Raw genomic sequence first — 15,341 nt, forward strand, 5'->3', positions numbered from 1 at the left:
ACGCCAGCGACAACCGCACATCGTCCGCGGCTACTTCGGCGGCCCGCATGTCCGCTACGTCCTGGACGAGAACCCCATGAGTTTCTGATCAATAGGTCTGTGTAATGGGCATCACGTCCACGCCGCGCGTCTTGGAGTAACAGGCTGCCAGCAGCCGCGTATACCTCCGCCCTGATTTCCCGATCCGCGAGCAACAGCACAAGACCGATACCGCTGGATAGGGTCGTTTTCCCGTTCTTCCTCGGAACTGCAGTCCACGCCGAGTGGACGCCGCGCACCGCACGGCCTAGCTCGGAATCATGGGCAAGCCACCCGAAAACGGGGGCGGCAACCCACACCACTTGCCACGGCGAGAGCTTCAACCGGGTTGAGCCCCAACGGCCCTCGGTGTGCTTTGAACTCGTCGGGGCGAGCGAGCCACCCGCCGAGTTCCGGACGGTCGAACGGTCCGAACGTGGAAGCGCTCACGTCAAGGTCTACGGCTTCGCGGAGTGCGTCACCGGACCCAAAGTCGATGTTGAGTTCTGCCGTAACGAGGTAGTCGGCCTCGCATTGCCGCTCAGGGCTGGTGGTCTCGTCGGTCAGGACGGACTGGCGTACGCACCGTGGTGTAAACCGTCCCCGCGAGCAAATTCCTCGTGGGAGTCGTCATCCCCTCGGGAAAGACGGACCGATTCCCGTCACCGGGCTTGAACCAGGATCGATGCCACTATGCTGCCACTTCAGAACTACTAGGAACTGTCCGGCGGATCATGTGACTGTCGGACTATTGGCTCGTTGTGTCCGGCATGGGGCTGGGTATCTGACGAATGCCGAGTGGAGCCGTACTTGCCAACGTCAGGGCCCCTTGGCGGCCGACGGAGCAACCATCGCAGGGTGATCAACGGGATCTTGTTCCGGGTCCGGACGGGCATACCGTGGCGGGATCTTCCCAAGCGTTTCGGCAGTTGGAAGACCGTCTATGAACGGCACCGACGCTGGGCGGCGGACGGCACGTGGGACCGGATGCTGCGTGCCGTCCAAGCCGACGCCGACCTCGGGGACCGGATCGACTGGAGCATGGTCAGCGTCGACTCGACGCCCTGCCGTGCCCACCAGCACGCGGGCGGGGCCCGGAAGAAGAAACCGCGTGTCCCGAAAAGAGGACAACGCCCCGGCACCACCGCGCCGAGGAAGGACCCTGGCGGTCTCGGGGCGGCCTGACCTGCAAAATTCACCTTGCTGGCGAAGGCGGCTGCCGCCCGTTGGCGTTCCTGGTCACGCCCGGCCAGTGGGGCGACGCGCCACAGGTGATCGAGGTCCTCGAACGCATCCGCGTTCCCCGCCCGCAGGGCGGCCGTCTTTGGACCTGGCCGGACCACCTGGGCGGCGCGACAAGGCATACAGCTCACGCCGCAACCGGTGCTACCTGAGAAGACGCCAGATCAAGCACACCGTCCCCGAGTCGAAGGACCAGCGGGCCAACCGCAAACGGCGCGGCAGCAAGGGCGGCCGACCCGCCGGCTTCGACAGCGAGATCTACGAACGTCGCAACGAGGTCGAACGGACGATCAACCGGCTCAAGACCTTCCGAGCCGTCGCCACCCGCTACGACAAGAGGGCCTTCGTCTTCCACGGGACCGTGACCATCGCCGCGATCCGGCCTGGCTCCGGCCGTGATCACTCGACAGGAACTCGCCCCTTATCAGGGGTGAGCATGATGAAGGCTGACCATCCCCCCACGGCGTACATCAGTTCACCTCGGCGGGTCCTCGCCCGTGAGCCCGTCGACGGATTCACGGATGAGGTCGGCGTGACCTGCGTGGCGGGCGTACTCCTCGATGAGGTCAAGGAGAATGCGGCGGAGGTTGGGGCGTTCGCCGCTACGGGTGACGTAGGCACCGAGCTGGTCCAGCCCGCCCGTGCTGAGCGCCTTGTCGACGATGGCACGGGAGCGGGCGACTGATTCCTGCCAGAGAGCGCGCAGTTGCTCGGGGGCGTCCTCTGCAGCGGAGCGGTAGTCCCAGTCGGGGGTGCTGTCCCAGTCGACGCCGTCCCAGGGGGCCCCGACAGGGGAGCCGAGCCACAGCCGGGCGAAGTGACTGTCTTCTACGTGCGCCAGGTGCTTGAGGAGGCCGCCCAGAGTGACGGTGGACGTGCCGAGTGTGGCGCGAAGGCCGGAGGCGTCCAGGCCGGAGCACTTCCAGGCCAGGGTAGCCCGCTGCCGTTCGAGGGCACCGAGGACGGCTGCCGCCTCGGTGCCGGCGAGGGGAGGTTCCGGCCAAGCTTCTGTTGTGCTCTCAGTCATGGCCGCAGACCTTAGCGAACCGAGCTGACAGTGCAACCGACGGGTCAACCGCAACGAACCGATCACCCAGAACCATAAGATCCGCCGGACAGTGCCTAGGCAACCGTCCGACCACGCACAGCGGTACCGTTGGGAGGAGGGCAGGAGCTTGGCCTGTTCGCTGCTGTCTACACGGCTGAACAGTGGAAACAGAAAACGACCATGACAGTCACCCCGGTCGCCGAGTTCAAGACCGTGCAAGATACCTCGTATTCATACCGAGGCACCTTCCCCACGGGGAAGGAAATCGCCACCGACTCCGGCAAGTACCACGTGGAATGGTCGATCAGCCGCCAGGAGAACTCCGGCACCCGGGACCGACAAGGAGACGGCGGACCGCAGGGCCTCATCGAGTTGGACTCCGAGAGCCCTAGCGTGGCGGTGTACCGGTGAGCGGGACCAGACCCTGGGTGGTGGGTGGGCGGCCGAGTCCCAGAGCCGGCCGGAAACTTTGAACAGCAGGGCGGGCACGGCGTGAGGGGCGGGTTCTTCAGGGAACCAGCCCCTCACAACAGCGGCCCCGAACTCCGTACGCGTCTTCAGCCCGTGGCGGTCGTGGCACAAGACCTGGACGTTGGTGTCCACGTCTTCACCGCCGAGGGACAGCGGGAGTACGTGGTCCACGTCCACCCCGTGCGCGGGGAAGTCACCCAAGCGCCAGTCGCACCAGGCCGAGCCCCTGCCCTTCCGATGAACGGGGAGGACAGGGGTGCACAGACCTCAATCGCGTCTGGCCTACTCGGCGGGATGACCGGGGGGTCAATCGGGGTTCCGTCCGGGTGGCGGGGTGTGAGATCGATAGCCGTGAGCCGGCCAGCGTGCCTCACGTGCTGAACTTCCCTCGGCATCACGGCCTCTGTGCGTGTTGCCGTGTCGGCCCACACGGGCCGCCCGTTCCCGTCACGGGGGAAGTACGGTTGATCCCCGTCCGACCCCGGGTCGAGTGTGTCAACCGCCATCGTCACTCCTTCTCGTCCGAGAATTCACCCCGAGCCTTCCGCGGTTCGTCGGCGAGCTCGGCGGCCTTCTTCGCAGCCATCGTCTCGGCATGGGCCTCGGACCCGCGTCCCTGCCCCCGGCGGTGCGCGGCCGAGCCTCCCGCGAGCTGCTCGGGGTCCTGGCCCGGCACGACCTCGCGGCCTCGTTCGACCTCGCCGCCGCCCTCGGGGAGGTGAGTGACCGCCGCGGCCGCCTGCGGCACCAGCGCTGGGGCGTCGAGCTGGTCCGACGCTACTTCGCCCCCGTCATCGCGCACCGGAGCCGCACGGACGTCAACGCGCTCGTGGACGCCTACGTGACGTCGAGCGTCGTCGCCGACGACATCGTCGGCCATCTGGTGCGGCGCTCGCACCGCACGGTCCCCGCCGTGCGGGCCGGGCTCGCCGAACAGCTCGACCGGCTGTCGCGGCGGGAAGGCGCCGCGCGGGATTTGGTCGACCTGGTGCTGGGCCTGCCGGGGGAGTTGACATCGGCCGACCGCGCGCAGTTGCTGCAACGCCTCGTCCTGTCCACGGTCGGTTTCACCGGGGTGACCCTCGAATGGGTGGTGATGCTCGGCATCAGGCATGGTCACGCCACCCCGGCGGTGCGGCCGGAGCAGGTCCACCGCCTGGTCAAGGAGGCGCTGCGGCTCTACCCGACCGCCTGGCGCCTGATCAGGGTCGCCGCCGCCGACCACGACCTCGCCGGCGTCCAGGTCCGCGCGGGCGAGCACGTCCTGATCGCCACGCACGCGCTCCACCGGTCCGCGGCCGTGTGGGACGGGCCCCTGGAGTTCCGTCCCGCGCGCTGGGAGCAGCCCACCGACGCCCAGCGGCGCTCCTACCTCCCCTTCGGCCGCGGCGAGGGCATGTGCCCGGCGAACGGCTTCGCCCTCAAGGCCCTCGAACACCTCGCCCTCCTCATCCTCCGGGGCCACCGGGGAGCTGTACGGCTGCGGACCCGCAGGCCGCACGTCCGTACGCTCCTGGCCCCGCCCGCCGGCTGGACCCGCCTCATCCCCGCCCCGGCGCCCGAACGCTGAGCGAAGAGGCGGTCGGGGAGGTCCGGCCGCCGTCGACGACGAGTGCCGCGCCGGGGTGGGGAGAGCGGCGTCTGAGCACGGCGGAGGCCGTCTTCTCGGGCCTGCCGAGCGGCCGAAGGGTTCGTCGCCGCCTCAGCCCCTTCCTCGCGGTGCCCGTGCGGGCGAACGGCTCGGCCATCGCGACGGCGCCCGTCGCCGAGCTACGGTGGCGCCCAGCGCGAACGAGGCCATTGACGCTCGTCAATACCGGCCTTGCGCAAGGATATTCATGAAAGCGGAATTTCGTTCCGGGGCAAGAATTCCCCTATCTAGTAATACTTTGCGGTCACCCTTGCGTGGAGTTATCCCCAGAGGCGACGGGGCATATTCCCGAGTGGGCGTGGAAGACGACAGGCGGCCACCGCGGTCGGATTTCGATCCGGCACATGCATGGCCGCAGGCTCCCCGCTCCCGTCAAGCCGCCCCGTCACGCCCAGGACGGAACGGTGCCCACCCGTCGCACCTCGCGGGTGCGAAGAACCTCTGGAGACGGCATGGCCGCAGCATCCGATCCCCCACCCCAAGACGCGCTTTTACCCGCACAGGGCGTACCCGACCGACCCCGCGCCCCGGATCCCGAGTCCAGCCCCGCCTGGACGTGCTGCCCGCCCGACGGGGGGCAGGGGCCCGTCGGACCTCAGGGTCCGCCGGGACCCGCGGGGCCCCAGGGGCCGAGTGGCCGCACAGGCTGCAGGGGCCCGGCCGGGCCCACGGGCCCCGCGGGCGCGCCGGGGCCCACGGGCCCCGTAGGGGCTCCCGGCCCGTGCGGGCCGGTCGGCCCCCACGGGCCGCGCGGCATCGAGGGGCCGGCCGGCCCGGAGGGCGCCTGCGGCCCGCCCGGCCCCGAAGGCCCCGTCGGGCCCAAGGGCCGTGAAGGACAACCGGGCAGGGACGGCAGGGACGGGGATCCTGGTGCCCATGGGCTGCCCGGAGCCGACGGCCGCGACGGACCGGCGGGCCCCAGGGGGCCGCAGGGGCCCAAGGGCGATCCAGGCCCCGAAGGGCCGGAAGGCCCCAGGGGGCCCCGCGGCCCCCAGGGCGAACCCGGTGAGCCGCCCTGCCCGGAATACCTGAAGCAGCTCATCCGGGAATGCCTGGCCGAGATCGGCTTCGGCATCCCCGCCTGAACACCTCCCCCCGGCATGTCCGCTCGGCAGCACACGAGGCGGCCCGTCGCGCTCCCCGCGCGGCGGGCCGCCTCCGTGCGCCCCGCGGGCCGGCTCGCCCGTACCCCCTGGCCTCGGACCGCCCCTGCCCCACCGCCGCCCCGGTCGGCTCGCCCGCGGCTCGGGCCGCGACGCGTCCTCATCCGCTCTGCGTCCGCCACTCCTCGGCGTACGTGTCGAAGAGCGCCCGCAGATGGTGCCCGATCTTCAGGTAGTCCAAGTCGTCCAGGTTGGCCAACGACACGCGCACCGACCACTGCGGGCCGTCGAAGCCGCCGCCGTTGAGCAGGACCACCGAGGTCCGCTCGGCCAGCCGGAGCAGCGGGTCGATCGGTTCGTAGTTCCGCTCCAGGAAGTCGGCGAACGGCTTTCCGTGGGTGCGTTCCGCCTCGGCCAGCAGGTCCAGCTCGATGTAGTACGCGGCCCGCTTCGGATCCTCCGACACCTTCATGTGCGCGCCTTCCAGCAGGAGGTCGAGTCGCTGCTGGACGATCGCCCGGATCCGGTGCTTGTACCTCTGGCCCTCGTCCAACATGTCGAAGAGCGAGAACAGCGCCATCATCGTCTGCTGCGGCAACGAGAGGCCCGCCGTGTGGTTCAGCGCCACCTGCCGCGAGTCCGCCACCATCCGGTCGATGAACCGCATCTTCTCCGGCTCCAACGACAGCACCCCGTAACGCCTGTCGAGCCGCTGCTTCTGCTCCCGGTCCTGTGCGGCCAGCATCGCGTCGATCACGTTGTCGTCGTGCAGCGCGATCACCCCCAGACGCCAGCCGGTCGCCCCGTAGTGCTTGGAGTAGGAGTAGACCAGCAGGGTGTTGCGGGGCAGGTCGGCCGCGAGGGAGCGGAAGCCCTCCACGAAAGTGCCGTACACGTCGTCGGTCACGATGATCAGGTTCGGGTTCTGCTCGCCGACGATCGACACGATCTGCTCGGAGACCCGGCTGGAGAGCGCCAGCGAGGGCGGGTTGCTCGGGTTCACACAGCAGACCAGCTTCACCGAGGGGTCCGCGAGCTTGGCGATCTCCTCCGGCGGGTAGCGCCACTGCCGCACGCCGGTCTCGGCGAACAGGCTCGCCTCCACCCGCACCACGTCGAAGTCGTACGTGTCCAGCTCCGGGATCTCCACGTACGGGGTGAACACGGGGACCATCAGGGCGATCCGGTCGCCCTTCTCCAGGATGCCGTTCTTCATCAGCGAGTCGAAGACGTAGCACATCGCCGCCGTGCCGCCCTCCGTGGCGAACAGGCTCAACTTCTGCCCCTCCGGCGGCCGGTGGTCGAACATCTCGTCCGCGAGGTACCCGCGCACGATCTCCTCGGTGTGGTGCAGGATCCGGTCCGGCACGGGGTAGTTGTCGCCGATCGAGGAGTCCGCCAGCTCGTGCACGAACGCGTCCCGGTCGAAGCCGAACCGCTTCACCGCCAGGTCCACGCTCGCCTTCAGCAGCTCGATGCCCGGCAACTGCGGATGCGTACGAACGAACCGGTCGAAGCGTTCCGCACACCCCGACCGCTCCGGCATACCGCCGAGGTCGTCGGCCGTCCACACCCGCCGGGACTCCTCGATCGCGAAGTATCCGAGCGCGTGGTACGCCTCACGGGGGCCCGTGGCCACCCAGTTCGGGTTGCCGCGGCCCGCGTTGAGCATGGTCCGGGTCGACTTGCCCTTCTGACCCGGTCGGCCGCTCTGCGCGACCGTCGCGATCTCGATGAACTTGTCCTTCAGCTCGAAGGGGGAGAGCCGGGCGAGGGACCGGATCTCTTCACGGCTGAGACTGCTCTTGGGCATGGTGGTGTCCACTCGTTCGCGGGTCAGTGGTTGAGCAGGACGATCACGGCGCCCCATACCGTCAGCAGGACGTTGCCGACCGCGTACGGGGTGGTGTATCCGAGCGTCGGGATCTGCGACTTCGAGATCTCGTTGACGGCGCCGATCGCCGCCGTGGTGGTCTGGCCGCCCGCCAGGACGCCCATCAGGATCGGGAACCGGATCTTCTGCACGTAGTGCCCCGTCAGGAAGCCCACGATCAGCGGGACGACGGTGGCGACGGCCCCCAGGAGCAGCAGCCCCCAGCCGGCCGAGGACAACCCGCTCGTGAAGCTCGGACCGGCGTTGATGCCGACGACGGCCACGAACAGGCAGAGCCCGAGGGTGTCCATGAACCACTGCGCGCCGGGCGGCACGTTCCCGTACGTCGGGTACCTGCCGCGGATCCAGCCGAAGACCAGCCCCATGATCAGGCCGCCGCCCGACGTCGACAGGGAGATCGGCACCCCGCCCGCGGTCAGCGCCGGAATGCCGATGCAGCCGCCGAGGAAGATGCCGAGGCCGATCCAGACCATGTCCGTCGCGAAACTCGTCGGGACGGGTTTGCCCAGGGCCTTCCCCGCTGGACCGACCAGGCGTTCGGGGCCGGTGAGGATCAGTGTGTCGCCGCGCTCCAGCCGCGTGGAGAGGCGGTGGGGGAAGACGGCCCCCGCCCGGTACAGCTTCTCGATGTACACGCCGACCATGAACGGCTCCCGCCGCACCTCCTCCACGGTCCGGCCCAACTGCGCCCTCTCCGAGACGACGACGTGCAGCGTCTCGGTGCGGTAGCCGAGCAGTCCGACGTCGTCGACCTCGGACCCGATGTGCGTACGGGCGTCGAACTTCACGAGGTCGCCCCGGACCGCGCTGACAGCGACGGTGTCGCCGAGCCGGAGGGTGCGCCTCTGGTCGTGCTCCAGCACCGTGCCGTCACGGCGGATCCTGGTGAGGTAGACCCGGCGGCCCAGCGCCTTCTGCTGCTCCTCGAAGTCGGCCACCGAACGGCCCACCAGGTCCGGACGCTGCACGGTGTACGCGCGCAGCACCACCTCGTAGTAGCCCTCGCCCTCGTCCGGGCTCTCGTTCGGCGCGTCCATCTCCGCCGCGAGCTCCGCGCTCTCCTTCGCCAGGTCGCGGTGGTAGAGCCAGGGCAGCACGTTGGCCAGGAGCATCGCGCACAGGATGGTGCCCAGCGGATACGTCAACGCGTATCCGACGGCGACCAGATTCTCCTGCGACTTCACCTCGGCGGGAGAGAGGCCGGGCAGGGCGCCGATCGCGTCCTGGGCGACGCCGATCGCGGCCGACTGGGTCAGGGCCCCGCTCATCAGACCGGCGCCGAGCCCGGACCCGTAACCGAGCAGGTGCGCGAACAGCCAGGAGACCAGCAGCCCGGTCACGCAGACGACCACCGCGTTGAGGACCTGCGGCAACCCGTCCTTCTTCAACCCCCGGAAGAACTGCGGGCCGACCCGGTAACCCAGCGCGAACAGGAACATGATGAAGAACAGATTCTTCACCGTGTCGTCGATCCGCACCTCGAACTGGGCCCCGAGCAGCAGACCGGCCACCAGGCAGCCGGTCACCGCGCCCAGGGCGATCGCCCGGTAGCGGATCTTCCCGAGCAGGAAGCCGAACGCGACCACGAGGAAGACGAGCAGTTCGGGATGGGGCTGGAAGATGTTCCGGTCGAGGAAGTCGATCATGTCAGGCTCCCAGGAGGCCGACGAGGAGGGGGCCGGTCAGCGGCAGGAGGAAGTTGGAGAGCGTGTACGTGATCGTGTAGCCGAGGAGCGGCACCGAACTCCGGGCCACCTGGGTGATGGCGGTGATCGCCGGGGTGGAGCACTGCTGCCCGGCGATGGCGCCGATCAGCAGCGGCTTCTCGATCTTCAGCAGCTTGCGTCCGACGACCAGGGAGATCGTCGCCGGGACCAGCACCATGGCGATGCCCGCGAACGGCAGCAACAGCCCGTACTCCTTCAGCAGCGGCCAGGCCTGCGGTCCTGCGGCCAAGCCGGTGCAGGCGATGAAGACGGCCAGGCCCATGTCCTTGAGCGTGCCGGCGGCCTGCGGCGGGAACGCCCCGAAGGTCTGGCGGCGAGAGCGGAACCAGCCGAAGACCAGCCCCGAGATCAGGCAGCCGCCGCCGGTGCCGAGCGACATCGGGACGTCTCCGAGCTCGACGACGATCTGGCCGAGCAGTGATCCCGCCACGATGCCGAAGCCGAGGTAGACGAAGTCGGTGGCGTCGTTCTTCACCACCGCGCCGAGCTTCGCGACGAGCCGGTGCAGCCCGCCTCGGGCGCCGACCAGGGTCAACACGTCGCCCCGAGCGAGGACCGTCTCCCCGCTGGCCGGCAGGTGCTGGTCGTTGCGGAGCACGTCGGTGACGTAGACCCCGTCCTCGCGGAACTCCGGATGGCGCTTCTCCAGCCGGTCGATGGTCGCGCCGATCGTCCCCTTCTCGGTGACGGCGACCTGGCAGGTGGCCAGCGGGGTGTCGAGCCCCGGCACGGCGGGGGTCTCCGGGCCGATCTCCCGGCCCGCCTCGATGATCGCCGATCGCAGGCCGACCACCTGGATCAGGTCGCTGAGCGTCAGCTCCAGGCCGGGCGAAGGCGTCAGCAGCTTGCTGCCGCGCTTGACCCCCTCGACGGTGATCCGCCCGCCCATCGCGCTCTCCACGTCGCCGACGGTCCTCCCGTCCGCCAGGGTCACCAGGTACGTGCGGCCCACCATGCCGGGCAGCGCCTCGCGCTCGTCGGGCCCCAGCCCGGCCTGTCCGCCGCGCATCCTCTCCCACAACTGGCGTGAGGCGTCCGCCAGGTCGATGCGCAGCAGCGTCGGCAGGACCTGGCTGGTGAAGAGGACGACGGTGATCAGGCCGAACAGGTAGCAGACCGTGTAGGCGGTGGCCACGTGGCCCTGGTACCGGGTGATCTGCTCGGAGGACAGGTCGCTGAGTTTCCCGATCGCCTCGGTGGCCGTCCCCACGACGGCGGACTCGGTGGCCGCTCCCGCGAGGATTCCGGAGGCCGTGCCCACGTCCAGGGCGAAGACCTTGGCGAGTCCGAAGGCGATGCCGAGGACGCAGACCAGTTCGATCAGGCAGAGCGCGAAGAAACGCAGGCTCCCGCGGTTGAGATTGGCGAAGAACTGCGGCCCGGCCATATAGCCGAGCGAGAAGATGAACAACGCGAAGAACACCGTCTTGACGTCGTCGTCGACGCTGACGTGCCGGGTGCCGAGCAGCAGTGACACGAGCAGCGTGCCGCAGATGCCGCCGAGCGTGATCGGACCGACGCGGAGCTTGCCGACGAGGTAGCCGGTCGCCAGGCAGAGGAAGAGGGCCAGTTCCGGATGGTCGCGCAGCACGCCCATCCCGGCCTCACCCACCGGTACCGGTGGAGACGGCGATAATGGCCAAAAGGCGCATAAAGGGGAAATTAGCAGAGGTGGGGCGCCCTGGCACCTCACTCGGTCCTGGGGTGCGCCCGTTCACCTCAACGCCCCGCGGACATCCCTACGGCCTGCTGCCGTCCCGGCATGGCGCGCATCGCCGGGACGGCAGCAGGGTGTCCCGGCGCGCCGACAGGCGACCCGCGGGTCCGTACGGCTCCGCGCTACCGGGCCGGCACACCCTCCCAGGACCGCAGCGGCAGGGAGCGGGCGCCGGTCATCTCCGGGGACGGCATGAAGGCCGGCGGGTCCTCCGGGTCCGTACGGAACTCCGGCAGGCGGTCCAGCAGGATGTTCAGGGCGACCCGGCCCTCCAGCCGCCCCAGCGGCGCTCCCAGGCAGAAGTGGACGCCCCGGCCGAAGCCGAGGTGCGGATTCGGGTCGCGGGCGGCGTCGAAGACCTCCGGCCGCTCAAACTGCGCCGGGTCGCGGTTGGCGGCGGAGAGGGATACCGCCAGCACCTGCCCCGCCCCGATGCGCTCCCCGCCGAGACGCACCTCGGACGTGGTGGCCCGGAAGACGGACGAGAGGGGCGCCAGGCACCGCACCGACTCCTCGATGGCCCCGGCCAGCAGCCCCCGGTCCGCCCGGACCCGTGCCATCTGCTCCGGCTCGTCGTCGAGGCAGAGCACCGTGCTCCCGAGCAGCATCGTGGTGGTGATGTGCCCGGCGGCGAGGAGGAGCGAGGTGAAGTTGGCGACCTGGGCGTCGGTCAGCCGCTCGCCCTCCACCTCGGCCTGGACGAGCTGGGTCAGCAGGTCCTCCCGCGGCCTGGACCGGCGCTCCGTGGCGTGCTCGTGGATGTACGCCTGCATCCGGGCGTTCAGCTCGAGCCCCTCCTCCGCCATCCGCCGCCGCTCCTCCTCGTTGGCGATCAGCGAGACGGTGGTGTCGTTCGAGAACATCTGGTCCACCCACCCCCGGAACAACGGCCGGTCACTGCTCGGCACACCCAGCAGTTCGGTGATGACGATCACGGGGAGCGGGAAGGCGAGGTCCTCGACGAGGTCGAAACGCTCCTTGCCCGCGATCTCGTCCAGCAGTTGGTGGGTGATCTCCGCTATCCGGGGCTCCAGAGCGGAGATGATCTTCGGGGTGAAGGCGTGGCCGAGGATCCTGCGCAGCCGGCCGTGGTCCGGGGGGTCCATCCGGACCAGGTTGCCCTCCAGAGCCGAGACGTCGATGTCGTCCTGGACGAAGTGCTTGGTGACGTCGGAGGAGTAGGTCGCCGGGTCGCTGAGGACCTGGACGGCCTCGGCGTATCCGTAGACGTTCCACATCCCCGTCTGCTCGTCGTAGCGGACGGGCCGCTCCGGGTGCCGTCCCCGCAGCCACGGGTGGGTCGGCTGGATGTTCCAGCGGTCGGCGAGAAAAGGCATGGGCTTCCCCTCTCGGGAGGTGGTGGGGGTGTCGCTGGCCGGGCGGGGGCACCGGGGGAGGGCGGCATGGCCGACCGGGGCGTGCTCCCGCTCGCGCTCGGCACGCCTCCGGAGGGCGGCGCGTCCGCCCTGTCCTGTACGGCCGGGCAGCGGCGCCCCCACCCGCCGACAGGGCCCCGCCGCCCGGCCCGACGGGCGGGGGCCGAAAGCCGGAGCGGAACCGCGCCGACGGGACGGCGTCGCGGCACGCGGAGGTCGGACCAATCCTTCTGCGCCTTTCTCGTGAAGGCGGAGGGCGCGTGCCTGTTCCGGCGATGCGAGGGACCGGGCGCGCGGTGGGCTACTGATCGGCCGCACACTAGGCAACGCCCTTCTCCCCCCACAAGGGTGCGGTGGTTGTTCCAGCCAAGCGGAAGGCTGGGAAAATTCGACCGCATGAGGAAAGGGAAAAGGGGCATGGCCTTTCGCCCCGCCTGCTCGGAGGGCGCTTGCGCAGCCCTGTCACCGGGTTGTCGACAGGGGAGCCGTTCCCGTCCCGAACAGCTCGCATCCCGTCATGCTCCCGTGCGTACCGGGGGCCGTCCCACGCTTCCGACCAGGCGGGCGGGCATCGGTGATCTCGCACAGCGGCACAGGGCGACAGTGGCGCGGATTCGTCCGGAAGGTATCAAGGGCGTGTTCCAGCCATACCCGCTCGGGATGCTGTCAGTCGGACAGGCGATGCCGGGAACGACGGGGAGGCCGAGTATCGGTAGGTTCGGCTGTGCGGACGTGCGGAATAGGGTCTGAGCGTGACGTATCCGCTCCCCTCCAAGGCCCTGAGAGACTTCCTCGTGTCGCTCCGCCCAGGAGATGTCGTGGCCGGGTTGGTGACCCGCATTGAGAACGTTGGCGTGTTCGTCGATCTCGACGGGACGCCGGAGACTTCGGTCGGGTTCATCCCTCCGCCCGAGCTCTCGTGGAGATGGCTCTCCTCCTGTCATGAAGCGGTGTCGCTGGGACAGCGTGTGAGCGCCGAGGTCTTGGCTCTGGACACCGAGAGGCGTGGGCAAGCGGTGCTGTCCCTGATTGCCCTGCAGGAGAATCCATGGCTCGTCTGGGCTGAGCGCGTGGGCAGCGTCGTCAGTGGCCGCGTGACGAAGCTCGTCCCCTTCGGCGCCTTCATCGGTCTTGATGACGGGATCGCAGGGCTGATTCATAACTCCGAACTGCTAGCAGCAGCGCCAGGCGGGGAAGTCCGCGTCGGTGATGTGATGACCGTGCGGATCGCAGAGGTCGACCCTCCCATGCGACGTATCCGGCTGTCGCCGGGGCACGAGAGTGCCCTTCACATCGGGGGGAGGGAGTGACATGGCAGAGAAGAGCTGGCAGCTCAGGCAGCATGATCGCCTCGTAGGGACGTTGACCCTTGAAGAGATCGACATGTTCTGGTCGGACTGTCACTTCGAGCCTGCTCCCGCTTGGGACGACCTCCGCCCCCTTTTCGCCGCTTCGCGGGGTGCGTGGGTTCGGGGTGATGAAGAGGCCGCCCTGGCAGCCGATGAGGCGATCCATGCTGAGGGGCTCATCCTCGTCCCCGACGAAGGCGGCAACCCCATCACCGATTTCCTAATCCGGATCAACGGAGAGACGGCCCGCTTCCGACATTGACTGCTGCTGGTGACAGGACCAGCCACGAGTCGAACGACGGAGGGCCGGTGCCTGGTTCTGGCATCAATAGACTCCTCTCGTCAGCGCTCGCGTTCGGGTGCTGCAGCCGAAAGCAGGGGGGATGTGGTGTCGACGGTCGACGTGCAGAGGGTCTGGAAGCCGTCCGTAGCGGAACTCTGGGCGGGACGACGCCCCCTGTGGTGGACCGTTGGCCCGACGGGGGAGCTGGCTGTTCTGCTCGTCCATCGGCAGTGCCTACGCCGAAGCCGTTACGTGAAGGGTTGGGTGGGCTGGGGCCCGCAGGTCCCATTCGATGCGGTGCTCGTGATGCGCCAGGCTGACGGTTCGTTTCAACGGCGACCGATCAAGGACGTCCCGGTCAGGCCGAGCCACATCGCTCTTCTCCCGGAGGCCCGACTTCTCGTCGCGGGGGGTCGGGCGGGAAAGGAGGAGTCGGGGGCGTGGAGCCCGAACGCCGTGGTGTTCTCGCTGGAAAGTGGCGACCAAGAGGCCACCTTCTGCATCGGCGACGACATCCCTGCTCTGGTGACCGATCGCGGGGGATCAATCTGGACGGCTTACGGAGACGAAGGCATCTACGGAGGGCATCCGGAGTCTGCAGCCGGTCTTGCCGGCTGGAGTGCCGATGGCCGGGCTACCTGGGCTCCAGGAGGTCGCCTTCCTGACGTGCCTTTGGAGGGATGCACTGCTGCCACCGAGGGGGACCGGGTCTGGCTGGTCTGGTATTCCGGCAGTCGGCGGGGAGGCACGTTCTTGACGCGGATCACCCCGTCGACCGGTGAGGTGACCAGTTGGCCCAGCCCCGTACGTGACCCGGACGGGTTCGCCGTGCGCGACCATCGAGCGGTCCTGACCAAACGCGTTCACAACCAGCGGTCAACCGAAGTGGTGCGAGCCGAGCTGGATGGTGATGCCTGGGGTGTGACCGAGCGGCGCAAGATTCGAGTGCCCGGACGGGTGGTCATGCGCTGCGGTCAGGGTCGCGACGGTCTTCTATGGCTTCGCGCCGGCGACACGTGGCTTCGCATCGAAACCTGATAGCGGCCGAAGGCGGGCAGCTCACGCTCGACGGGCCACCTCGGCTGCGTAGGCCATCCTGACCGCGCCGGCAGACCATCGCTCGGCCGCCATAGGGCTGATACCGAGAAGCCGTTGCAGTACGGCCGGTGGCATCTGTGTGCAAAGGTCGAGCAGCGCGGCGCATCGTCCGGCTTCGGACGGGAGGCCGATTCCGCAGACGGGGCGCGAGCCGGGTGCTGGTCAGCGCTCGTCCGGGACGCTGGGTCGGGAAACGCCAGGGCGCATTTGTCTCGTTGCTGTTGACCGTCTGCTCGTGGCTGTGCGCGATGTCGACGAGTTGCAGGACAAGGGCGTCCAGAGGCGGTGGCAGCCGGAGCGGCGTCTTGTTGATACGCAGTGCGACGCCGTCGTCGTCGTGCAGGACGTGGTCGGTGGTCAGGCG

At 69.1% G+C, this 15,341-nt stretch carries 10 protein-coding genes and 2 pseudogenes; 6 read left to right on the forward strand and 6 right to left on the reverse strand.

From position 1 onward, the window contains the following. Positions 1–390 precede the first annotated feature (390 nt). A pseudogene (locus tag ACZ6EJ_RS05305) lies at positions 391–652 on the reverse strand (recombinase family protein); the annotation flags it as partial. Positions 653–777: 125 nt separating this feature from the next. Between ACZ6EJ_RS05305 and ACZ6EJ_RS05310 the strand changes: the two are divergent. After that, a pseudogene (locus tag ACZ6EJ_RS05310) lies at positions 778–1,659 on the forward strand (IS5 family transposase). A 76-nt stretch (positions 1,660–1,735) separates the two neighbouring features. Here ACZ6EJ_RS05310 and ACZ6EJ_RS05315 read toward each other — a convergent pair. Beyond that, positions 1,736–2,287: a DinB family protein gene (locus tag ACZ6EJ_RS05315; RefSeq protein WP_469264788.1), complete on the reverse strand. Its 552-nt coding sequence runs from the start codon at positions 2,285–2,287 to the stop codon at positions 1,736–1,738. Between the two features lie 201 nt (positions 2,288–2,488). On the opposite strand from ACZ6EJ_RS05315, the gene ACZ6EJ_RS05320 reads away from it, so the two are divergent. Next, positions 2,489–2,719: a hypothetical protein gene (locus tag ACZ6EJ_RS05320; RefSeq protein ID WP_469264789.1), complete on the forward strand. Its 231-nt coding sequence runs from the start codon at positions 2,489–2,491 to the stop codon at positions 2,717–2,719. 655 nt (positions 2,720–3,374) lie between these two features. Then, entirely contained in the window at positions 3,375–4,349 is a 975-nt protein-coding gene (locus tag ACZ6EJ_RS05325) for a cytochrome P450 (protein WP_469264790.1), read from the forward strand. A 1,344-nt stretch (positions 4,350–5,693) separates the two neighbouring features. On the opposite strand, the gene ACZ6EJ_RS05330 is transcribed toward ACZ6EJ_RS05325, so the two are convergent. From ACZ6EJ_RS05330 to ACZ6EJ_RS05345, 4 genes are all read right to left on the reverse strand, one after another. Continuing rightward, the gene (locus ACZ6EJ_RS05330; RefSeq protein WP_469264791.1) at positions 5,694–7,346 is read right to left on the reverse strand and encodes a bifunctional aspartate transaminase/aspartate 4-decarboxylase; all 1,653 of its coding nucleotides are present in this window, start codon (positions 7,344–7,346) and stop codon (positions 5,694–5,696) included. 23 nt (positions 7,347–7,369) lie between these two features. Next, the gene (gene aspT / locus ACZ6EJ_RS05335) at positions 7,370–9,073 is read right to left on the reverse strand and encodes an aspartate-alanine antiporter (protein WP_469264792.1); all 1,704 of its coding nucleotides are present in this window, start codon (positions 9,071–9,073) and stop codon (positions 7,370–7,372) included. Between the two features lies 1 nt (position 9,074). Next, positions 9,075–10,751 carry an aspartate-alanine antiporter gene (gene aspT / locus ACZ6EJ_RS05340; RefSeq protein ID WP_469264869.1) on the reverse strand — a complete coding sequence of 559 codons (1,677 nt, stop codon included), beginning with the start codon at positions 10,749–10,751 and terminating at the stop codon, positions 9,075–9,077. A 242-nt stretch (positions 10,752–10,993) separates the two neighbouring features. After that, a complete protein-coding gene (locus tag ACZ6EJ_RS05345) occupies positions 10,994–12,208 on the reverse strand; it encodes a cytochrome P450 (RefSeq protein ID WP_469264793.1) in 1,215 nt (404 codons plus the stop codon). 791 nt (positions 12,209–12,999) lie between these two features. Between ACZ6EJ_RS05345 and ACZ6EJ_RS05350 the strand changes: the two genes are divergently transcribed. From ACZ6EJ_RS05350 to ACZ6EJ_RS05360, 3 genes are all read left to right on the forward strand, one after another. After that, positions 13,000–13,557 (forward strand): S1 RNA-binding domain-containing protein, encoded by a 558-nt coding sequence (locus tag ACZ6EJ_RS05350; protein WP_469264794.1) that lies wholly within the window; start codon positions 13,000–13,002, stop codon positions 13,555–13,557. Position 13,558: 1 nt separating this feature from the next. Further along, positions 13,559–13,858, forward strand: coding sequence for a hypothetical protein (locus ACZ6EJ_RS05355; protein ID WP_469264795.1), 300 nt, complete (start codon positions 13,559–13,561; stop codon positions 13,856–13,858). Positions 13,859–14,335: 477 nt separating this feature from the next. After that, positions 14,336–14,917: a hypothetical protein gene (locus ACZ6EJ_RS05360; protein ID WP_469264796.1), complete on the forward strand. Its 582-nt coding sequence runs from the start codon at positions 14,336–14,338 to the stop codon at positions 14,915–14,917. The last annotated feature ends 424 nt before the right edge of the window (positions 14,918–15,341 follow it).

It is taken from the genome of Streptomyces sp. NPDC041970 (assembly GCF_055588985.1).